Genomic DNA, 20,599 nt, shown 5'->3' with positions numbered 1-20,599 from the left:
ACTAAAAACAAAAAAAAAAACTTCCCCGTCGAAAACCCCGCGGCTACCTATTTTAACAACATCCCCGGCCAAACCCATCGTGACTTTGGGTGGGCGCCCCGCTGCGAAAGACGTCTGGTATCAGGCGTCGAGTTCGGCGGTCAGCGCCCGCGTCTGGTTGGGGTCGACCTGGATGCCGGGGCCCATGGACGTGGAGAAGACGACCTTCTTGACGTAGCGTCCCTTGGCCGCGGACGGCTTGAGACGGATCACCTCTTCGAGGGCGGCGGCGTAGTTCTCGATGAGCTGACGCTCGCCGAAGGACACCTTGCCGATGATGAAGTGCAGGTTCGCGTGCCGGTCGACACGGAACTCGATCTTGCCGCCCTTGATGTCGGTGACGGCCTTGCCGACGGCCGGGGTCACGGTGCCGGTCTTGGGGTTCGGCATCAGGCCACGGGGGCCGAGCACGCGGCCCAGGCGGCCGACCTTGCCCATGAGGTCCGGGGTGGCGACAACGGCGTCGAAGTCGAGGCGGCCCTTGGCGACCTCGTCGATCAGCTCGTCGGCACCGACGATGTCGGCACCCGCGGCGCGCGCCTCCTCGGCACGGTCACCGGTCGCGAAGACCAGGACCCGGGCGGTCTTGCCGGTGCCGTGCGGGAGGTTGACGGTGCCGCGGACCATCTGGTCGGCCTTGCGGGGGTCGACACCCAGCCGCAGGGCCACCTCGACGGTGGCGTCGAACTTGGCGACGTTGGTCTCCTTGGCCAGCTTGGCCGCCTGGGCCGGGCTGTACAGGGTGTCGCGGTCGACCTGCGCCGCTGCGGCGCGGAATCCCTTGCTGCGCTTCACTTGCTCACTCCTGTGAATCCGAGTGTCCGTGGTGTGGGCCTGCGCCGGCCCCTCCACTTACTTCGACGTTTGGTGGTCTGACGCGATCGAGATCGCGTTCGCCGCCGTCCCCTGCTCGATCTCGTGGACGCGCTTCACGCCGCGAGGTCGCCGCCGGGTCCGTACGGCGGGTGTCACTAGTCGGCGATCGTGATGCCCATCGACCGGGCGGTGCCGGCGATGATCTTCTCGGCCGCCTCGATGTCGTTGGCGTTGAGGTCCTGCATCTTGGTCTCGGCGATCTGGCGCAGCTGCTCCTTGGTGAGCTTGCCGACCTTGTCCTTCTGCGGGACGGCCGAACCCTTCGCGACACCGGCGGCCTTCTTGATCAGCTCAGGCGCCGGAGGCGTCTTCGTGACGAAGGTGAAGGTGCGGTCCTCGTAGATGGTGATCTCAACGGGGATGATGTTGCCGCGCTGGGCCTCGGTGGCAGCGTTGTACTGCTTCACGAAGTCCATGATGTTGACGCCGTGCGGACCGAGGGCGGTACCGACCGGCGGCGCGGGCGTGGCCTGGCCAGCGGGGAGCTGAACCTTGACCAGCGCGGCGAGCTTCTTCTTAGGAGGCATGCTTCTCTCCGGGTCCTTCTTCTCTGAACGGTGTTCCTGAGTCCCCGCGGCCGCGGGGCCCACCACCGCTGGGCCCACGACGGCGGCCGCAGCTTGGCCGGCGCGGTGGACGGAACATCCCCGCGACCGCGGGGCAGACTGACGAAGTCTACGCGACCGGCCTAGATCTTCGAGACCTGGTTGAACGAGAGCTCGACCGGGGTCTCGCGACCGAAGATCGACACGAGCACCTTGAGCTTCTGCGACTCGGCGCTGATCTCGCTGACCGTGGCGGGCAGCGTGGCGAACGGGCCGTCCATGACGGTGACGGACTCACCGACCTCGAAGTCGACGGTCGCGGCGGAGGCCTTCGCGGTCGACTTCTTGACCTCTTCCGACGGCTCGGGCGCGAGCAGCTTGGCGACCTCTTCGAGGCTCAGCGGGCTCGGCTTGTTGGAGAGGCCGACGAAGCCGGTCACGCCGGGCGTGTTACGCACCGCGGACCAGGACTCGTCGGTGAGCTCCATCCGGACCAGCACGTAGCCGGGCAGCACCCGCTCCTTGACCAGCTGGCGCTTGCCGCTCTTGATCTCGGTCACGTGGTGGGTGGGCACCTCGACCTGGAAGATGTAGTCCTCCATGTTGAGGGACTGCGTGCGGGTCTCGATGTTGGACTTCACGCGGTTCTCGTAACCGGCGTAGGAGTGGATGACGTACCACTCGCCGAACAGACCCCGCAGGTGCCGCTTGAACTCCTCGACCGGGTCGACGTCGGGAAGGACGTCACCGTCTTCGTCGACGGCGCCGGCCGGGGCCTGCTCGGCCTCGTTTTCGGCGTCGGCGTCGGTTTCGGCGTCGACATCCTGCCCGTCGAACTCGCCAGGCGAATCCTCGGTGACGTCTACGGCCTTCTCCAGCTCGTCCTCGCGCTCTTCGCGGGGCTCGCCGGCCGACTGTGCAGACTCGGACACGGTGCTCTTTCTCTTTTCGTCGATGGCTGATGGACTCGTCCGCAGGGCGGCCCGCCCGCCGGAGACCGCGGCTCAGGCTCCGCCGAAGATTCTCAGCACGCCCTCGGTGAACAGCGCGTCCAAAGCCGACACGATCCCGACCATGATCAGAACGAAGACCAGGACGATGATGGTGTACGAAATGAGGTCTTTGCGCGTGGGCCAGATGACCTTACGCAGCTCGGCGACAACCTGCCGATAGAAAAGGGCGGGAGAAGTGCGCTTCGTCTTCTTCTCACCGCTCGGCTTGTCTGCGGTTTCGCCGCGCGTGTCGATCGCCACAGTCCTCACCTGAATCCATCGAGTCCAACGCATATCAGCGGCGCGCTAGACGCCAGATGCGCGGACCGCTCCTCGCAGGGCACGAGGGACTCGAACCCCCAACCGCCGGTTTTGGAGACCGGTGCGCTACCAATTGCGCTAGTGCCCTAAGACATGAACCACCATACATCGGTTGGACCGAAGTTTGTCCGCGGCTCACGGTCTTGACCGCCGGTTCACGCATGCGGCGGAAAGAACATGCCGGAGTCTACGGCTGATTGCCCACTTCGTCGAACCGGCGGGCGATCGCCCAGCTCGGCGAATCTCTCCCGGGCCGCTCGGGCCTGCCGGAGCGGCCCGTCCGGATAGTGGATACCCGGCGGGAACAGCGGCACAGGTCTGTAACCATGGAGGTATGACCCGTCCCCGCATCTCAACACGCATCTCCGCGATCTCAGAGTCCGCCACGCTGGCCGTGGACGCCAAGGCCAAGGCGATGAAGGCGGCAGGCCGCCCGGTCATCGGCTTCGGCGCCGGCGAGCCGGACTTCGCCACTCCGGACTACATCGTCGAGGCGGCCGTCGAGGCGTGCCGGAACCCCAGGTTCCACAAGTACACGCCGGCCGGCGGCCTTCCCGAGCTGAAGCAGGCCATCGCCGACAAGACGCTCCGCGACTCCGGCTACCAGGTCGACGCGGCCCAGGTCCTGGTCACCAACGGCGGCAAGCAGGCCGTCTACGAGGCGTTCGCCACGCTGCTCGACCCGGGCGACGAGGTTCTGGTCGTCGCCCCCTACTGGACCACCTACCCCGAGGCGATCAAGCTGGCCGGCGGCGTCCAGGTCGACGTGGTGACCGACGAGACGACCGGCTACCTGGCGAGCGTGGAGCAACTGGAGGCGGCGCGCACCGACCGGACCAAGGTCCTGCTGTTCGTCTCCCCGTCCAACCCGACCGGCGCGGTGTACTCCCCCGAGCAGGTCGCCCAGATCGGCCGCTGGGCCGCCGAGCACGACCTGTGGGTCGTCACGGACGAGATCTACGAGCACCTGACCTACGGCGACGCGACGTTCGCGAGCATCGCCACGGTGGCCCCCGAGCTGGGCGACAAGGTGGTGATCCTCAACGGTGTCGCCAAGACCTACGCGATGACCGGCTGGCGGGTGGGCTGGCTGATCGGCCCCAAGGACGTCGTCAAGGCCGCGACCAACCTGCAGTCGCACGCCACCTCCAACGTCTCCAACGTCGCCCAGATCGCCGCGCTGGCCGCCGTCGGCGGCGACCTGTCGGCCGTGGCCCGGATGCGCGAGGCCTTCGACCGCCGCCGCCAGACCATGGTCCGGATGCTCAACGAGATCCCGGGCGTGTTCTGCCCCGAACCGAAGGGCGCCTTCTACGCCTACCCGTCGGTCAAGGAGCTGCTGGGCAAGGACTTCGGCGGCCGTCGCCCGGCGACCTCCGCCGAGCTGGCCGAACTCGTCCTGGAGGAGGCCGAGGTGGCCGTCGTCCCCGGGGAGGCGTTCGGCACCCCGGGCTACTTCCGCCTGTCCTACGCGCTCGGCGACGACGACCTGGTCGAAGGCGTGGGCCGCATCGTCAAGTTCCTCGGCCAGGCCCGCTGAGCGCCTCTCCAGGGCCGGTCGCACCCCTCCCCGCCCGGTCGGGCTCCGACCGGCGGGGTGGCGGCGGACGGCCTCGGTACTCGCCGGACGGGTCCGGTTCAGTCGCGCAGGGCGTAGGTCACCGCGGACTCGAAGTGGGAGGCCGCCCCCTCGGCGAGGGCCCGCGCGTAGGCGGTCTCTCCGATCAGACCCTCGGCGCGGGCCGCGGCGGCCTCGCGGAGCCCGGTCATGGTGTCGGCCCCGAGGCCGGGCAGCCCGAAACCGCTCCAGATGCGCTGCGCGGCGCCGAGGAGCCAGGCGGCGCGGAAGCCGTCACCCGCGGCCGCGGCGATCCGGGCGAGCTGGTCGATGGCGAGCACACCGCCGACCGCGTCTCGCAGCCCCCAGCTGACCTCCAGCGCCGCCTTGGCCGCCGCTGAGGCCTCGGCGGCCTCCCCCCGGCCCAGAAGGGCCAGCGAGCGGATGTAGTCACTCAGAGCTCGCTGGGAGAGCTCTCCACGCGCCTCGCAGTGCCGGCGCGTCTCGCGCAGGATCTCCACCGCCTTGTCGAAGTCGCCGCCGAAGGTGGCGGCCATGGCCAGGAGGAGGGGAACGGAGAACAGGCCCGACGAGGTGGGCTCGGCCTGCCGTAACCCGGCGGCTCCGCGCAGCGCGTACCCCCGCGCGCCCTCCAGGTCGCCGACGAGCAGGCAGGCCCCGGCGAGGCGGAGGTGGGCGTGGGCCTCGGCCTCGCCGTCGCCGTGGCGCCGGGCGCTCTCGGCGCTCTCCGTGGCCCGCTCGCGCGCCAGAGGTATGTCGCCCGCGAGGAGCGCGAGGTGGGCGGCGACCCAGAGCGGTCTTGACCTGGCTCGGTCCGGGGCCGGTACGGCGGCCAGCGCGCGGTCGAGGTAGTGGCGGCCCTCCCGGACGAGGCCCAGGTGACACCAGAGAACCCACAGGGCTCCGGCCAGCTCCAGAGCGGTGCGGTGGTCACCGTCCGCGAGGCAGCGGTCGAGTGCCGCGCGGATGTTGGACAGCTCCCCGCGCGCCCAGCGCGCCCATTCGAGCTGGCGGGGGCCGCACCACTGGGCGTCCATGCGGTGGGCGGCGGCCAGATAGTGATCACGGTGGCGGCGGCGCATCAGGGCGCCCTCGCCCAGCTCGTCGAGCCAGTCGCGCCCGTAGTCCCTGATGGTGTCGAGCAGGCGGTAGCGATCGCCCACCCGGGCGACGACCGACTTGGCCACGAGTACCGCGAGCACGCCGGCCACGTCGGGCAGGCACTCGTCCGCGCAGACGCCGCGCGCCGACTCCTCGTCGAAGGTCCCCGCGAAGACCGACAGGCGGGCCCAGAGCAGGCGTTCGGCGGGCGTGCAGAGCTCGTGACTCCAGCCGGCCGCGGTGCGCAGCGTGTGGTGGCGTGCGAGGACCCTCTCGCCGTCGGCTGGCAGCCTGAAGCGGTCTTCGAGCTGGTCGGCGAGCTGGATCGCCGACAGGCCCCGCGCGTGACTGGCCGCCAGCTCGATGGCGAGCGGGACGCCGTCGAGCCTCCGGCAGAGCCTGGCGACGGCCATCATGGCCCGCTCGTCCGTGCGCAGCCCTGGGGCGACGGCCGTCGCACGGTCCAGGAAGAGGCTCATCACGTCGTACCCCGCGAGGTCGGCGGCCTCGGGCGGGGGGACGGGAAAGGGGTCGACGCCCATCACGACCTCGTACGGCAGGCAGAGCTCCTGGCGGCTGGTCACGATGATCCGTACGTCGGGCGCGCCGGTCAGGATGGCCGTGACCATGGCGGCACAGGGATCGACGAGATGCTCGCAGGTGTCCAGGACGAGCAGGAGCCGCCGGTCGGCGAGGAACTCGACGAGGGACGCGAGTGCCGGGCGTCCGGCCCGCGCGCGCAGGCCGAACATCCCGGCGACGCTGCCGGCGAGCAGGTCGCCGTCCGTCTCCGAGGAGAGTTCGGCCACCCAGACGCCGTCGGGGTAGTCCTCGCGGACGCTCCGCGCCGCCTGGAGGGCGAGGCGCGTCTTGCCGACGCCCCCGGCGCCGTGCAGGGTGAGCAGGCGCGTTCCGGTGAGGAGTTTCATGATCTCGTCAAGCTCGGCGGCGCGTCCGAAGAAACTGTTCATCGCGACCGGCAGGTTGCCGCGCGGCGTCAAGAAAGATCCCCCCGGATCGCGTGTTCCACGGCGTCGCGCAGGCTGATCGAACCTCCTCGCTCCTCCAGCCGGTCGAACTCCGCCCTGCCCAGACGCCCGCGCAGCCTCAGCTCGGACGTACGGATCAGGCTCGCGATCATGGGTGAGCGGCTGGGCGGGACCCCGGCGTTCTTCCAGGCGGCGCGGGAGGCCCCGAACATGGTGGCGGCGAAGATGTCGTCGGCGGATGATTCGGCGATCACGACGAACACCTCCAGCGCCTCCATCAGCGAGATGGTGTCGCCGAACAGGCGGCCGCCGCGCAGGGAGTCGCGGGCGGACTCCGCGGCGGACGCGGTGTTGCCGAGGAGGTGCTCGGCCTGGCCCAGGAGGAGGTCGAGGCGGATGAGGGTCCAGTAGTCGCCGCAGGACTCGCAGAGCTCACGTCCCTCCCGCAGGATGGACACGGCCTGGTCGTGGTGGCCGGCGAGCATCATGGCGGTGGCGACCACCGTGTAGGTGGGCAGGAAGCCGGGGAAGACGTTGCCGGTGGAGCGGTGGCGCACCCGGGCGTGCTTGATGAGCCGCAGGGCCTCGCCCACGTCGCCCCTGACGACGGCCAGGTGGGCCTGGAACTGGCTGACGTAGGCCGTGGCGTAGCCGTTGGCGTCCTCGGCCGCGCACTCGGTGAGGATCCGCTCGGCGCGTTCGAGGTCGCCGCGCTGGATCGAGACCCAGGCGTGCACCCAGAGCGCCTTGACCCGCTCGGGACTGACCGTGCGGTCGAGGTCGAGGCCGCGCTGGAGGAGGTCGTCGCCGGGTGCCTGCATGCCGCAGCACGCCCACAGGAACCACAGGTTGCCGACCAGGTCGAGACCGCGGCGGTACTCCTGCGGCCGGGAGTAGCAGTATTCGATGGCACCGCGCATGTTGCCGCATTCGAGGACCAGCCTGCGGTACCACTCGAGCTGGCGGCCCTGCCAGCTCATCTCGGCGCGGGCGGACAGGGCGAGAAAGTGATCACGGTGGCGGCGCTGGACCTCCTCGGTCTCGCCGAGCCGGTCGAGCCAGACCAGGCCGAACTCGCGGACCGTGTTGAGCAGGCGGTAGCGGACCCCGTTCTCGCCCTCCTCGCGGACCAGCACGGACTTGTCGAGCAGACCCAGCAGGCCGTCGAGGATGTCCTTGGCGGCGAGGACGCCGCCGGCGCAGACCTCCTCGGCGGCCTCGATGTCGAAGGTGCCGGCGAAAACCGAAGCCCGTGCCCACAGCAGGCGTTCCGGCGGGGTGCAGAGTTCGTGGCTCCAGCCGAGGGCGACGCGCATGGAGCTGTGCCGCCGCGGAGTGGAGGGGGGCCGGTGCGGTTCCGCGTCGTGCCCTTCGCCGTGGGTTCCACGACCGGCCGAGGGGTCCGTACGGCTCTCGAAGGCCGCGGCGAGCTCGTCGGGCGAGGCCATGCGGCCGTCGAAGGCGGCGAGCCCGGCCGTGGAGAGCGGGCGGCCGTCGAGGGTGACGAGCCCGTCGAGGATCCCGGGGCCGCCTCCGGCCACGGCGAGCCGGATCGCCAGCGGCAGGTTGTCGAGGCGCCCGCAGTGCTCGGCCGCGTCGGGGCCGCCGATCAGGCCGCCGGTGAGGGTGCCGATCAGGCTGACGGCGTCGGCGTCGGGCAGACCGCCGATCGGGTAGAGGTGCTCGCCGGGCAGGCCCAGCCGCTGCCTGCTGGTGGCCAGGACACGTAGTCCCTCGACCGAGCGCAGCAGCAGGCCGACCAGGATGCCCGTGACGCCGACGACGCGGTCGCAGGTGTCGAGGACGAGCAGGGTCCGGCGCGTGACGAGCTCGTCGACCAGTGCCCGCAGTGCGGGAACGCCCGGCCTCCGGCGGACGCCGATCGCGTCGGCGAACGTCTCGGCCAGGGAGTCGAGGTCGCCGGGCGCCTCCGACAGCTCCACGATGTGGACGCCGTCCGGGAACCGGGGTTCGAGGGTGCGGGCCAGCCGCCGGGCGACGCAGGACTTGCCGGCTCCGGCCGGACCGGTCAGCGTGACGTGCCGCACCCTTTCGAGCAGTGCGGAGACGTCGGCGAGTTCGGTCTCCCTGCCGACGAAGACGTCCGCTTTCATGGCAGCCCCAGCGTCCTGACAACGTGTGCGTCTACCGTCGCACGGAGACATGGTCCGCTGAAAGCCCGTTTCCTAGATTTCCTAGATATAACGGGGGATGCGGCAAGGACGGGCACTTCCGAAAACCGGCCACACCCGCCCCGAAATAACCTCCTCGTCGCCTTCCGCCATACAGGTCCCCTTTCGCCTCCGCAGCGCGCGAGCGGACCGTCAGGTCGGGACCAAAGAACACCGGGGAGCACCGGAGGTACGGCACTCTATTGAAATGCCACGTCCCCTCAGCGAACTGCCCAAGGCGCACCTGCACCTGCACCTCACCGGCTCCATGCGGCACTCGACCCTTGTCGAGCTGGCCCGCGAACACGGCCTGCACCTTCCCGACGCGCTTGAGGAGGACTGGCCACCTCGGCTGCGCGCCACCGACGAGCGGGGCTGGTTCCGGTTCCAGCGGCTGTACGACATCGCGCGCTCCGTCCTGCAGCGGGAGAGCGACGTCTACCGGCTGCTGCGCGAGGCGGCCGAGGACGAGGCGGCCGAGGGATCGGCCTGGCTGGAGATCCAGATCGACCCGTCCGGGTACGCGTCGAGGTTCGGCGGGCTCACCTCGGCCATGGAGCTGATGCTCGACGCGACGCGCAGGGCCGCCGACCACGCGGGAATAGGGATCGCGGTCGTGGTGGCCGCCAACCGCACCCGCCACCCCCTCGACGCCAAGACCCTCGCCCGCCTCGCCACGCACTACATGGACCAGGGCGTGATCGGGTTCGGGCTCTCCAACGACGAGCGGCGCGGCCGGGCCCGTGACTTCGACGGGGCCTTCCGGCTGGCCAAGCGGGCGGGCCTGCTGGCCGTGCCGCACGGCGGGGAGCTGCTGGGCGCCGCCAGCGTGGCCGAGTGCGTCGACGTGCTGGACGCCGACCGGGTCGGGCACGGGGTGAGGGCGGCCGAGTCGCCACAGCTCATGGAACGCCTCGCCGCCCGGGGGATCACCTGTGAGGTCTGCCCGACCTCCAACGTCGGTCTCGGGGTGGCCGAGCGGGCCGAGGACGTACCGCTGCGGCGCCTGTTCGAGGCGGGGGTGCCGATCGCACTGGGCGCCGACGACCCGCTGCTGTTCGGCGCCAGGCTGCTGCCCCAGTACGAGCTCGCCAGGCAGGTGTACGGCTTCTCCGATCCGGAACTGGCCGAGCTGGCCCGCCAGTCGATACGGGCGTCGGCGGCACCGGAGGCGGTGCGCAAGAAGCTCCTCCAGGGGATCGACGACTGGCTGGCCTCAGCGGACTGAGCGGGCGATCTCCAGGGCGCGGCCGATGTCCCCGGGTCCCTCAAGGCGCAGGCCGACCTGCCCTCGCCGCCAGATGAGGGTGGGCCCGGCCGCGCGGGGGCGGGCCTCGGCCGCGCCGCCGCCCCGGGGCAGGTAGGTCAGGCCGTGGTGGGCCGGGATCCACTGGGCCTGCGCGTCACCCACGCGGGTCTCCTGCGGCCAGGGCGGCCCCAGCTCCTTCCGGTAGACGGGCAGGAGGCCACCGTCGTACTCGTCCAGCCTGAGGCCGGGCCAGAGCAGCGAGACCACCCGGCCGCCGTCGCCCACCCTGACCTCGGCGGGCTCGCCGAGCGCGGCGGGGACGGCGATCGGGAACGCCACCTGCCGTCCGGCCTGCTCCAGGGTGACCCGCCGCTCGCCCGGCAGCGGCCGGGGCGCCCAGGACGGCAGGGGCCCGGGGTCGCCGATCCTGAGCTCGACGCCCGCGAAGCGCAGGATCTCCACCACCGCCGCCCTTCCCGCGGGCGTCGCCCCCAGGAACAGCGCGACGAGGATCGCGACGGCGGCGGCCACCGCCCGCCTCCGCGCCCGCCCGCCGGCCCGCGGCGCCCCCCACCCCCGCCGGAGCGCTCCCCGGCCACCCGTGACCGCGGGCGCCTCGGGGACGGGCTCTTCCAGGCGGGCCCGTACGGCCCGCGCGACCTCGGCGGGGGGTGGGGAGGGGACGTCGAGGAACTCGCCGAGGTCGCGGAGCCTGGCCTCGATGTCGTCAGATGAGGTCACGCGCCACCTCCTCGCGCAGACGGGCCAGGCCACGGGAGGTCCGTGACTTGACGGTGCCGACGGGAAGACCGAGCACCTGGGCGGTCTCGGCCTCCGACAGCTGAAGGAGATACCGACAGACGACGGTCTCGCGTTCCCGCTCGGGCAGCGTACGCACCGCGTCGAGGAGCCGCGCCCGCCGGTCGGTGGTGACGGCCGCCTCCTCCGGGGCCTCACCCACCGGCGGGACCGCCTCGGTGAGCCGCGCGGCCAGCCTGTCCCTGCGGCCCCGGGAGCGGGTCAGGTTGTGCGTCTCGTTCGCTACGATCCGCAGCAACCAGGGGCGGAACGGCGCGTCCCGGCGGAAGGACGCCAGGTTGCGGTACGCCTTGACGAACGCCTCCTGGACCACGTCCTCGGCCTCGTCGGCGGCCCCGAGCATGGCCGCGGTGCGGTGCGCGAGCACGCTGTAGCGGGCGACCAGGACCTCGTAGGCGTCCAGGTCGCCTGCCAGCGATCGGGCGATCGCCTCGTCGTCGTCCGTCGGGGGGCTCCTTCGCGGATGTCTGAGAGATTCCACCGCATGCGGGCCGTGTCGCGAAACCCCCTCGGGCGAGTGCGCTCAGTGGAGGGCGTAGGCGACCGCCGCGTCCGGGTCGGTCTCGTACCCCTCGGCGAAGATCGCGTCGTAGGTCTCGTCACCGAGCAGTTGCCTCGCCGTCCGCTCGGCGACGGTTCTCGGCTCGGACATGCCCGCCTGGCCGAGGCCCCGCAACCCGAAGGTGGCCCACAGCCGTACCACCGCCCCCTGGAGCCTGGCCGTGCGGCGGCCGTCGCCCTCGACCGCGGCGATCACCGCGAGCTGGTCGACGGCCAGTGCCACGCCGGTGGCGTCGCGCAGGCGCCACTTGACGTCGAGCGACTGCCGGGCGGCCTCCGCCGCCTCGCTCACCCTGCCGAGCCCCAGCTGGGCGATGGACAGGACGTAGTCGCCGCAGGCGCGGGCCCAGCGCTCGCCGTGCGCGTCACAGAGCCGCTGCACCTCCTTGAGGACCGAGACGGCCCTGTCGAACTCGCCGCGCCAGGTGACCGCCATCGCCATGGTCACCAGGGCGAGGGGTTCGCCGACCGTGTCGGCCTCCGCCCTGCGGAAGTACTCGCGCACGCGCTCGACGCACGGCTCGACCTCGTCGAGGGCGCCGGCGCACAGGGCACGTCTGGCCAGCCGGAGCTGGGCGTGCCCGGCCGCCGCGTAGTCGCCCCAGTCGAGGGCCGCGGACAGCGCCGCCTCGGCCCTGCGGCGCCCCGTCTCCAGCTCACCCCTGGCGATGGCCACGCAGCCGTCGGCCCACAGGAGTCTGGGCAGGTGCGGGTCGGTGACGGAGGCCGATTCGAGTACGCGTGCCATGTGGTGGCGGCCCTCGTTCGATCGGCCCAGGCAGAACCAGAGGATCCAGAGCGTGCCGGCGAGCTCGACGGACACCGGGGAGGCGGGGTCGAGGGCGAGACGCAGGTCGGTCATGGCGAAGGCGAGGCGGGCGGCCCACTCCTCCTGCCCGGGGCCGTACCAGCCGGTCTCGGCCCTGCGCGCCAGGTCGAGGTAGTGGTGGCGGTGCCGCCGCACCAGCCTGGCCTCGTCCCCGAGCAGGGCCAGCCGCTCCCTGCCGTACTCCCTGACCGTGACCGGCTGACGGTACCCGCCGGGAACCCGGACCAGGAGGAACCTCCTCGCCAGGCTTTCCAGCAGGTCCGGTACGTCACCCAGGCGCTCGTCGCCGCACACCCGCTCGGCGTCGGCCGCGTCGAAGTTTCCCGCGAAGACCGAGAGCCTGGCCCAGAGCAGGCGTTCCCCTGGTCCGCAAAGTTCGTGGCTCCACCTGATCGCGGCCCGTACGGTCCGGTGGCGGGGCACCGGTGCCCGGCTGTCGGGCGGGGTCTCGAACCGGCTCTCCAGGTGGTCGGCGAGCCGCTCCACCGGCATGTCCCCCAGCCATCCGGCGGCCAGCTCGACGGCGAGCGGGACGCCGTCCAGCCGTCGGCAGATCCTGGCCGCGGCCGCCAGGCCGGTCTCGGTCGTCTCCAGACCGGGCGCCACGGCGGCGGCCCGGTCGAGGAGGAGGCGGAGCGCGTCGTCCCCCGCCATCCCCTCCTCCTGCGGCCACGGCGCGTCGAAGGGCCCGACGGGCAGCAGCGCCTCCTGCGGCAGCCCGAGCGGCCGGCGGGAGGTCGCGATGATCCGCACCCCCGGCGCCGCCGCCAGGATCCGGGCGACGAGGTCGCGGCAGGCGGGCAGGAGGTGCTCGCAGTTGTCGAGGAGCAGCAGGAGCCTCCTGCCCGCGAGGAACTCGACGAGCGTCTCGTCCTGTGTCCGCGCGGACCGCTCGGTGACGCCGAGGACCGCCGCGACCGTGTGGGCGAGCAGGTCGCCGTCGCGCTCGCCGGACAGCTCCACCAGCCACGTGCCGTCCGGGTGGTGCTCGTGCCGCCGGCGTGCGGCCCTGATCGCGATCCGTGACTTGCCGATGCCGCCGACACCGGTGACCGTGGTCAGCGGTGTGTCGGCCAGCAGCTTCAGCAGCCGCCGCACCTCGCCTTCCCGGCCGATGAAGCCATCCGTCTCCGCGGGCAGGTTCCCCCGCCACCATTGGGCCTGTTCCATCGGTTCGCGCTCCTTCTCCACTTACCGGGAATAGCACTCCTCTCAAATCACGGACCGGCCGACCGGCGATTCCCCAGGGGGGTTTCCTTGTCCCTCGGTGCAAATCTCACCGCCGTATCGAGGTCGAACTTCCCCCGTACGGCGTGAAACGCGGAAATGCAGGTGCTTTATAACTGATTCGGCGGAGCCGGTAATCGGGGGGCGAGCTCACACGGAGGCCGATCCCCTCAGGGGCGGCTCCCGGGGGCACCGCCCGTGGATCGTTTGAGGGGCCGTCCCGAGGGAAGCGCCATTAGACTCTGGCTGTCCCTGGCCGCGGCCTGTCGCCGCGGCCTTTCCTAACCGAGCTGGACGGAACCGCATGTCTGGGTATGACCGCGTAGTGCAACCCGCGGCCGGTGACGAGGCCCTGGAGAACCACCTTGGTGGGGACGAGGCCAGGAATTACCGGCAGTACGAGCTCGACATGGTCGCCCCGCACGTGGGCCGGTCCATGCTGGAGATCGGTTCCGGGCTTGGCCACTTCGCCGAGCAGTTCCTGCCCCGCCTCGACCGGCTGGTGGTCAGCGACTTCGACCCCTACTGCGTGGAGCGGCTCCAGAAGCGCTTCGAGGGCCGCGACGACATCGACGTGCTCCAGTTCGGCCTGCCGACCGAGATCCCCATCGGCGAGAAGGTCGACACCGTCGTGATGATGAACGTCCTGGAGCACATCGAGGAGGACGTCGAGGCCCTGCGGTCGCTCGCCAAGGTCACCCTCCCCGGCGGCCGGATCGTCATCTGGGTCCCGGGCTACATGCAGCTTTACGGAGACTTCGACCGCAAGGTCGGCCACGTCACCCGCTACACCCCGGCCACCCTGCGCAGCACGGTCTCCCGTGCGGGCCTGGACATCGACGTGCTCAAACCGATCAACTTCCTGGGCGGCATCGCCTGGTGGGCCGCGGTCCGCCGCGGCGGTGTCGGCTACCCCGACCCCCGGCTGGTCAAGATCTACGACCGCACCGTGGTGCCCCTCACCCGCCTCATCGAGCGCTTCGTCCGCCCGCCGTTCGGACAGACCGTCTTCTGCGTCGCCCGCGTGCCGAAGTGATCTCCGCCCGCGCCGTCCCCTTCCCCGCGGCCATCGCGATGCCCGGAGCGGCGTGACGGCCGGGGGCGGCCGGATGGCGGCCGGGGCGCGAACAAATCGGTTGCACGCCTCGACAGGGGCGTCGTAGGGTCGTTCACATGTGGATCAACTCCTAAGAGCCGGCGTCGATCAGCCTTCGCTGATCCGCCCGCACTCAGCGTTTCAGCCCCGTTCGTCTGACGCGGCAGCTGAGTCGTCCGACCCGGGATCTCGCCGCGTCGTCACTTTCCTCAAGGAGTCCATATGCGAATTCATGCCGCCCGCAAGCGCACCGGCAAGTCCAAGTCCGCCAAGACCGCCAAGAGCACCGAGACCCACACCCCGCTGCCCGAGCACGTGGTGCCCGCGACGCCCCGGCGGATGCCGATGCCGCCCGCACCGATGAGGCCCACCCGGCAGCCGCGCCGGATTCCCGGCAAGGGCGGTCGCTGACCCACGGAAAAGCCCCGGTCCGCCGACCGGGGCTTTCCCATCTCTCACGGTGCCTCGCGGGTCGAGGCCGCGGGCACCGGCGTCACAGCCGCTCGATGATCGTGACGTTGGCCTGGCCGCCGCCCTCGCACATCGTCTGCAGCCCGTACCGGCCGCCGGTCCGCTCCAGTTCGTGCAGGAGCTTGGTCATCAGGATCGCGCCGGTGCCGCCCAGCGGGTGGCCCAGGGCGATCGCGCCGCCGTTCGGGTTGACCTTGGCCGGGTCGGCGCCGAGGTCGTTGATCCAGGCCAGCGGGACCGGGGCGAACGCCTCGTTGATCTCGGTGACGTCGATGTCCTCGATGGACAGGCCCGCCCTCTTCAGCGCCTTCTGCGTCGCCGGGATCGGTGCGGTCAGCATGTAGACCGGGTCGTCGCCGGTGAGCGCCAGGGTGACGATGCGCGCCCTGGGGGTCAGGTTGTGGTCACGGACCGCCTGCTCGGAGGCGATCAGGATCGCTCCGGAGCCGTCGGAGATCTGCGAGGAGGTGGCCGCCGTGATCTGCCCGCCGTCCCGCAGCGTCTTCAGCGACGCCATCTTCTCCAGCGTGGTGTCCGGGCGCGGGCCCTCGTCGTCCTCGACGCCGTTGAGCGGGGCGATCTGGTCCTTGAAGTAGCCGTTCGCGACGGCCTTGGCCGCCCGCTGGTGGCTCTCGTACGCGAACTGCTCCAGCTGCTCGCGCTTGAGGTTCCACTTCTCGCACATCAGCTCCGCGCCGCGGAACTGGGAGATCTCCTGCTTGCCGTACCGCTCGACCCACTTTTCGCCGAAGGGGAAGGGCATGCCCTTCTCCAGCGCCGCGCTGATACTCGACCCCATGGGCACGATGCTCATGGACTCCACCCCGGCGGCCACGACGAGGTCCTGGGTGCCGGAGAGCACGCCCTGGGCCGCGAAGTGGATCGACTGCTGGGAGGAGCCGCACTGGCGGTCGATGGTCACACCGGCGACGCTCTCCGGGAGACCTGCGGACAGCCACGCGTTGCGTGCGATGTCCATGCTCTGCGGGCCGAACTGCATGACACAGCCCATGATCACGTCTTCGACCGCCGACGGGTCGACACCCGTACGCTCGATGAGCGCTCCGAGGGTGTGCGCGGCCAGATCGGTGGGGTGGACGGTGGACAGACCGCCCTTCTTCTTGCCGACCGGGGTGCGGACCGCCCCGACGATGTACGCCTCTGCCACAGTGCCTCCTGCGTGTGAACCGAGCTGCCTGCGAAACCGAGCATCATTCGGTCAGTAGGAGGTTACAACAGAACTTTCGTCCACGCCCTATCCGGGGTGCCCTCTCCCCCCGGCAGGACACCCCGCCTTTTACGAACCGCGCCGGCCCGGGCGGTGCCGCTCAGGCCATCCTGGTGCTCGTCATGGTCGCGTAGGCGATGACGTTGTCCGTGTAATGACCGGTCGTGCGGTCATAGGTGCCGCCGCAGGTGATCAGGTGCAGCTGCGGGTTCGGCGACTCGCCGTACACCCGCTGCGTCGGGAACACCGACTTGTCCGCCTGCTCCAGCCCGCCGACGGTGTAGACGGCGATGACGCCGTCCTTTCTGTGCACCTCGACGACGTCGCCGTTGCGGATCTCGTCGAGGCGGCTGAAGACCGCGCTTCCCGAACGCGTGTCCTTGTGCCCGAGCATGATCGCGGGACCGGCCTCGCCGGGCGTGGGTCCCGAGCGGTACCAGCCGACCAGGTTCGGGTTGCCGACCGGCGGCACCTCGATCGCGCCCTTGCCGTCGAGCCCGACGGATCTGACCGGCGCGTTGACGCCGAGCCGCGGGATGACCAGGCGGACCGGGCTGGAGGGCTGCATGGCCGGGGCCGCCGGCAGGCTGGGCTGGGGCGGCGGCACGGTCGGGGGCGCCTGGAAGTACGGGTTCACCGGCGCCGCCGCGGCCTGATTTCTGGGTGGCAGCGTGGTGCGCTCGCCCATGCCGTACTCCTCCGGTGCGGCCAGTACGTAGAGCATGCCCACCAGCACCGTGACCACCCCGGCGATCCCGGCCAGGATGAGCACCGACCGCATCACCCGCCCACCGTCGAGATGCTCGCCGGGCTGTCCGCCTCGCGGCCACTCCTCGTACGGCTCCCCGTAGGGCGGGCCGTGCTGCTGCTGGAACGGGTGCGGGTACTGCGGCTGGACCGGGACCGGCCGGTAGTGGGGCACGTGCCCGGGGTGTTGACCGCCCGGCGGAGGGGTGCTCATCCGGCCACCCCGATCAGCCTCGGCCCGCGGTGCGACGTCGCAGCACCATGCCGCCGATCCCGGCGAACGCCACCATCAGCACACCGCTAAGCATGATCATCCGGGCGTCGGGGCCCGCGTCCCCGCCGCCACCCGTGGCGGCCCCTCCGTTGGGGGTCTCGTCGATCTGCCCGTCGGAGGAGGGCTTTTCCGGCTCGGAGGTCTTGGTCCGGGTGACGGTGACCGTCGGCTTGGGAGTGGCGGTCGGACTCGTGGTCGCGCTCGGGCTGGGACTCGTGCTCGTACTCGTACTCGGGCTGGGACTCGTGCTCGTGCTCGTGCTCGGGGAACCCGTCACCACGGTCACCCGCAGCGCGGCGGCGGCGGCCTCGGCCGAGTTGAGCGGAACACCGCAGTCGAGCAGCTCGGCCTCGTTGCCGGTCCCGGTACCGGGGTCCAGGTACAGGGTGAACGGGCCCGGCTGGAAGGCCACCACGCCGGTCGCGCTGGGGGTCACCGTGACGAGCAGGGGAGGTGCGGTGACCGGCTGCCCGGCGGACGGAGGAGCGGCGGTGGCCGCGAGCGAGCGGAGTTCGGAGGGAAGCGCCAGGACCGGCGAGGGGCTGGCGTCGATCTGCACCTCCGCGTCGATGACGACACGCGCGCCCGCCGGGACGGACGCGGTCGGGGTGAGGGTGGGCACCGTGGTGGGCTGGGCGATCTTCCAGGTCGCCACCAGGGGCGCGTTGGTCGCCGCCGCCGTCGGGCCGCTGAGGTCCATCTGGAAGGTGTACGTCGCCGACGGTGACGTCACGCCGCCGAGCGTGCAGGCGTAGCTGACCGGGTTGGGGTCGGCGTACATGGAGGCGACCGCAGGGACCGCGCCGAAAAGAACGCCCGCGCCCACCGCGGCGATCGCGGCTGTCTTGACCGCGACGCGCCGCCGCGTCTTGGACTTCAGCACAGTCTCTCCCCATTCCAGATCCATCGACCGGCTCGCACCGGCTTTGAGGCTTACATGCCTTGGTCAAGGTTCGGCATAGATCCTACGAACAGAGACCAGGGTGCGCGAGCAAGTCGGCGAAACGGACACAAATTCCCATCTATCCCACAGCAAACGACACCGTACATCGGTGAAGTTTCGAACAACAGACGGGATGTGGCATGCGACGCTCACGGTGAGTGGTCGGGCACCGCACGGATCCGGACACCCGCGGGACAGCACACCCGGGGGCTTCCGCAGCTCGGCCGGTTCCCGTTCGGGGCGGGTTCGGTGGAAACCGCGCGAGCGGGTATACGGGTCTTGACATCCTCCCACGCTGGAGGTTTGTGATGAGCACGCCAGCTGCGGTGCACACGCACGGTGGACAGGCACCCCGCCGACGGATCCCGGCGAGATGGGTGGCCGTCGCCCTGGCGGCGGTCCTCCTGGTCGCCATCGGGCTCAGCACCCATTACCGCTCCGCGGGGTCGGTCGCCGCGTCGGACAATCGGTTCGACCCGGCCGCGTTCGGGGCACGGACGTACGAGAGCGAGGTCGTGCCCGCGATCAGGAGGAAGGCCGTCCCGCTGCCCGAGCTGGTGAAGGCCATGACCACCGACCAGGGGGCGGCCAACAGGCGCTACGGCATCCGGCAGGGCAACGGCCCCTACAACTTCGCGGTCAAGGGCACCGGCAGGGCCGGAGTGGCGAAGTCCGGGCTGATGCCCGTGACCGTGCCGGACCTGCCACCGGGCACCCGGGTCTCGTTGCAGGTAGGCCCTGCCGTCAACGGCACGGCGCTGCGGGACGCGGCCGGCATCGGATTCAGGCGGTTCCGCGACCAGGCGGAGTACGCCGCCGCCGCCACCGCGCTGAACAACCAGCTGTGGGGGAGGCTGCTCAAGAACCTGGACCCGGCACGGCTGAACGGCAAGAAGATCTCCTTCGTCGGAGCCTTCGGCTTCCTCACCCCCTCCGTCGTGACCATCACCCCGGTCTCGATCAAGGAGGTTTCGTGAAGACCGCGGCGACCAAGGTGCTGAGTGCCCGCGCCGTCACCAAGGTGTACGGGGGCACGCACGCGCTCAGGGGTGTCGACCTCGACATCGCCGCCGGTCGGGTGACCGCGCTGTTCGGCAAGAACGGGGCCGGCACGTCGACCCTGCTGAAGATCCTCTCCGGGGTCGAGCGGCCCACCACCGGCCATGTCGAGCTCGACGGGAAACCCGTCCGGTTCCTGTCGCCCCGCGACGCCGTCGACCGGGGCATCTCTGTCATCCCCCAGAAGCCCAGCCTCTGTCCCAACCTGAGCATCCAGGACAACCTCTTCCTGGCCCGCGAGATCTGCGGGGGCCCCTGGGTGATCGACCGCTCCGCCCAGCGGGCCACCAGTGCGGCGACCCTCCACAGCCTGGGGGAGGATCTCGATCCCGATCGGCTGGTCGGTGACCTGAGCCCGGCCCGGCAGCAGATCGTCGAGATCGCGCGGGCGCTCGTCCAGGAGGCCCGGGTGCTGCTCATGGACGAGCCCACCTCGATGCTCACCTCCCCGGAGATCGAGGCCCTGTTCCGGGTCATCGGAGCGCTGACCGCGAGCGGGGTCGCCGTCGCCTACGCCTCCCACCGACCGGACAGGGCGCTGAGGATCGCCGATGACGTCGCCGTACTGCGTGACGGGCGGCTGGTCGCCGCGTCGAACGCCAAGGCCCTCGACATCCGGCGGATCACGGAGCAGATGGCCGGCCGCGCCCCGGACTCCCTGTCCCCGCACCACATTCCGCCCGCCGAGAAAGAGCCGCCGCCGCGCGAGGAACTGCTGACCCTGCGCGGCCTCTCGGTGGCCGACCCGGCCGACCCCGGCCACCTCGCGATCGACGACCTCTCCCTGACCGTCGGGAAGGGCGAGATCGTGGGGATCTACGGCCTGATGGACTCGGGCCTGACCGAACTACTGGAGGCACTCGCCGGCCGGATCCCCTCGCAGTCGGGTGACGTCCTGCTCTCGGGCATCCCGTTGGAGAACGCGAGCATCCGCGACCGCGTCGGCCGGGGCCTGGTCCTGGTCCCCCGGGACCGCCGGCGCGACGGCCTCGTCCAGACGATGTCGCTCGGGGAGAACCTCTCCCTGGCCGGACTGGACAGGTTCGTCCGGCGGCTGTTCGTCTCCCGGAAGCGCGAACTGGACGCCGTCGATCGGATGATCTCCGGCATCACTCTCAGCACGGACGACGCCGGAACGCCCGTCGAATCGTTGAGCGGCGGCGACCAGCAGAAGGTGGTCATCGGCCGGGCGCTGCTGACCGATCCCCTGGTACTGCTGGCGGACGAGCCCTCGCGCGGCGTCGACATCGACGCCAAGGGCGACATCTTCCAGCTGCTGGCGGCACGAGCACGACGCGGCCTGGCCGTCCTCTTCACCACGTCGGACGTCGAGGAGGCCCTGCGCGTCCCCGACCGGCTGCTGGTGCTCACCCGCGGGGTCGTCACCGGTGACTTCCGGCGTGGTGCGACAACCCGGGAGGAACTGATGAGCGTGCTGGACGGCGCCGCCATCGGCCATGCCGAGGGCGGTGCGAATTGACGC

18 protein-coding genes and 1 tRNA gene are annotated in these 20,599 nt (G+C 71.0%); 6 read left to right on the top strand and 13 right to left on the bottom strand.

Going from position 1 to position 20,599, the window contains the following annotated elements:
• Window positions 1–120: 120 nt before the first annotated feature.
• The 5 genes from rplA to AB0J58_RS26235 all read right to left on the bottom strand — a co-directional run bounded on the left by rplA (window position 121) and on the right by AB0J58_RS26235 (window position 2,861).
• Window positions 121–834: a 50S ribosomal protein L1 gene (gene rplA, locus AB0J58_RS26255; protein WP_030923988.1), complete on the bottom strand. Its 714-nt coding sequence runs from the start codon at window positions 832–834 to the stop codon at window positions 121–123.
• Window positions 835–1,010: 176 nt separating this feature from the next.
• The gene (gene rplK / locus AB0J58_RS26250; protein ID WP_343968369.1) at window positions 1,011–1,442 is read right to left on the bottom strand and encodes a 50S ribosomal protein L11; all 432 of its coding nucleotides are present in this window, start codon (window positions 1,440–1,442) and stop codon (window positions 1,011–1,013) included.
• Between the two features lie 161 nt (window positions 1,443–1,603).
• Window positions 1,604–2,392, bottom strand: coding sequence for a transcription termination/antitermination protein NusG (gene nusG, locus AB0J58_RS26245; RefSeq protein WP_343968371.1), 789 nt, complete (start codon window positions 2,390–2,392; stop codon window positions 1,604–1,606).
• Between the two features lie 72 nt (window positions 2,393–2,464).
• Window positions 2,465–2,713 (bottom strand): preprotein translocase subunit SecE, encoded by a 249-nt coding sequence (gene secE / locus AB0J58_RS26240; protein WP_329089906.1) that lies wholly within the window; start codon window positions 2,711–2,713, stop codon window positions 2,465–2,467.
• A gap of 75 nt (window positions 2,714–2,788) precedes the next feature.
• A tRNA-Trp gene (locus tag AB0J58_RS26235) sits at window positions 2,789–2,861 on the bottom strand.
• A 246-nt stretch (window positions 2,862–3,107) separates the two neighbouring features.
• On the opposite strand from AB0J58_RS26235, the gene AB0J58_RS26230 reads away from it, so the two are divergent.
• Window positions 3,108–4,313, top strand: coding sequence for a pyridoxal phosphate-dependent aminotransferase (locus AB0J58_RS26230; RefSeq protein WP_364220047.1), 1,206 nt, complete (start codon window positions 3,108–3,110; stop codon window positions 4,311–4,313).
• 98 nt (window positions 4,314–4,411) lie between these two features.
• Here the strand turns inward: AB0J58_RS26230 and AB0J58_RS26225 are convergent, their stop codons facing one another.
• The gene (locus AB0J58_RS26225; protein ID WP_364220044.1) at window positions 4,412–6,454 is read right to left on the bottom strand and encodes an NB-ARC domain-containing protein; all 2,043 of its coding nucleotides are present in this window, start codon (window positions 6,452–6,454) and stop codon (window positions 4,412–4,414) included.
• On the bottom strand, window positions 6,451–8,556 hold the full coding sequence (locus AB0J58_RS26220; RefSeq protein ID WP_364220041.1) for an AAA family ATPase: 2,106 nt from the start codon (window positions 8,554–8,556) through the stop codon (window positions 6,451–6,453). Before AB0J58_RS26220 ends, AB0J58_RS26225 begins: the two co-directional genes overlap by 4 nt.
• A 265-nt stretch (window positions 8,557–8,821) precedes the next feature.
• Between AB0J58_RS26220 and AB0J58_RS26215 the strand changes: the two genes are divergently transcribed.
• Window positions 8,822–9,841, top strand: coding sequence for an adenosine deaminase (locus AB0J58_RS26215; RefSeq protein ID WP_364220038.1), 1,020 nt, complete (start codon window positions 8,822–8,824; stop codon window positions 9,839–9,841).
• Here AB0J58_RS26215 and AB0J58_RS26210 read toward each other — a convergent pair.
• The 3 genes from AB0J58_RS26210 to AB0J58_RS26200 are packed head-to-tail and all read right to left on the bottom strand — an operon-like array spanning window position 9,830 to window position 13,241.
• On the bottom strand, window positions 9,830–10,603 hold the full coding sequence (locus AB0J58_RS26210) for a hypothetical protein (RefSeq protein ID WP_364220035.1): 774 nt from the start codon (window positions 10,601–10,603) through the stop codon (window positions 9,830–9,832). The genes AB0J58_RS26215 and AB0J58_RS26210 overlap by 12 nt on opposite strands.
• On the bottom strand, window positions 10,590–11,162 hold the full coding sequence (locus AB0J58_RS26205; protein ID WP_343968386.1) for a sigma-70 family RNA polymerase sigma factor: 573 nt from the start codon (window positions 11,160–11,162) through the stop codon (window positions 10,590–10,592). Before AB0J58_RS26205 ends, AB0J58_RS26210 begins: the two co-directional genes overlap by 14 nt.
• A 42-nt stretch (window positions 11,163–11,204) precedes the next feature.
• Complete coding sequence (locus AB0J58_RS26200; protein ID WP_364220032.1) at window positions 11,205–13,241, bottom strand: NB-ARC domain-containing protein; 2,037 nt, start codon at window positions 13,239–13,241, stop codon at window positions 11,205–11,207.
• 361 nt (window positions 13,242–13,602) lie between these two features.
• Between AB0J58_RS26200 and AB0J58_RS26195 the strand changes: the two genes are divergently transcribed.
• Together AB0J58_RS26195 and AB0J58_RS26190 are read left to right on the top strand one after the other, a co-directional pair.
• Window positions 13,603–14,334, top strand: coding sequence for a methyltransferase (locus AB0J58_RS26195; RefSeq protein ID WP_364220029.1), 732 nt, complete (start codon window positions 13,603–13,605; stop codon window positions 14,332–14,334).
• A gap of 282 nt (window positions 14,335–14,616) precedes the next feature.
• Window positions 14,617–14,805, top strand: a complete 189-nt coding sequence (locus AB0J58_RS26190) for a hypothetical protein (protein ID WP_364220026.1) — start codon at window positions 14,617–14,619, stop codon at window positions 14,803–14,805.
• An 82-nt stretch (window positions 14,806–14,887) separates the two neighbouring features.
• On the opposite strand, the gene AB0J58_RS26185 is transcribed toward AB0J58_RS26190, so the two are convergent.
• The 3 genes from AB0J58_RS26185 to AB0J58_RS26175 all read right to left on the bottom strand — a co-directional run bounded on the left by AB0J58_RS26185 (window position 14,888) and on the right by AB0J58_RS26175 (window position 17,997).
• The gene (locus AB0J58_RS26185; protein WP_343968395.1) at window positions 14,888–16,033 is read right to left on the bottom strand and encodes an acetyl-CoA C-acetyltransferase; all 1,146 of its coding nucleotides are present in this window, start codon (window positions 16,031–16,033) and stop codon (window positions 14,888–14,890) included.
• Window positions 16,034–16,193: 160 nt separating this feature from the next.
• Entirely contained in the window at window positions 16,194–17,054 is an 861-nt protein-coding gene (locus AB0J58_RS26180; RefSeq protein ID WP_364220023.1) for a class F sortase, read from the bottom strand.
• Between the two features lie 13 nt (window positions 17,055–17,067).
• Complete coding sequence (locus AB0J58_RS26175) at window positions 17,068–17,997, bottom strand: hypothetical protein (RefSeq protein WP_364220020.1); 930 nt, start codon at window positions 17,995–17,997, stop codon at window positions 17,068–17,070.
• Window positions 17,998–18,365: 368 nt separating this feature from the next.
• On the opposite strand from AB0J58_RS26175, the gene AB0J58_RS26170 reads away from it, so the two are divergent.
• Both AB0J58_RS26170 and AB0J58_RS26165 read left to right on the top strand, forming a co-directional pair.
• Entirely contained in the window at window positions 18,366–19,034 is a 669-nt protein-coding gene (locus AB0J58_RS26170; protein ID WP_364220017.1) for a DUF2291 family protein, read from the top strand.
• On the top strand, window positions 19,031–20,596 hold the full coding sequence (locus AB0J58_RS26165) for a sugar ABC transporter ATP-binding protein (RefSeq protein ID WP_364220014.1): 1,566 nt from the start codon (window positions 19,031–19,033) through the stop codon (window positions 20,594–20,596). The genes AB0J58_RS26170 and AB0J58_RS26165 overlap by 4 nt, the downstream gene beginning before the upstream one ends.
• Window positions 20,597–20,599 lie beyond the last annotated feature (3 nt).

The sequence above is a fragment of the Streptosporangium sp. NPDC049644 genome (assembly GCF_040675205.1).
GTDB classification, from domain to species: domain Bacteria; phylum Actinomycetota; class Actinomycetes; order Streptosporangiales; family Streptosporangiaceae; genus Streptosporangium; species Streptosporangium fukuiense.
Note: the sequence above shows the minus strand (reverse complement) of the source record. Positions and strands in the feature narration are given on the sequence as shown.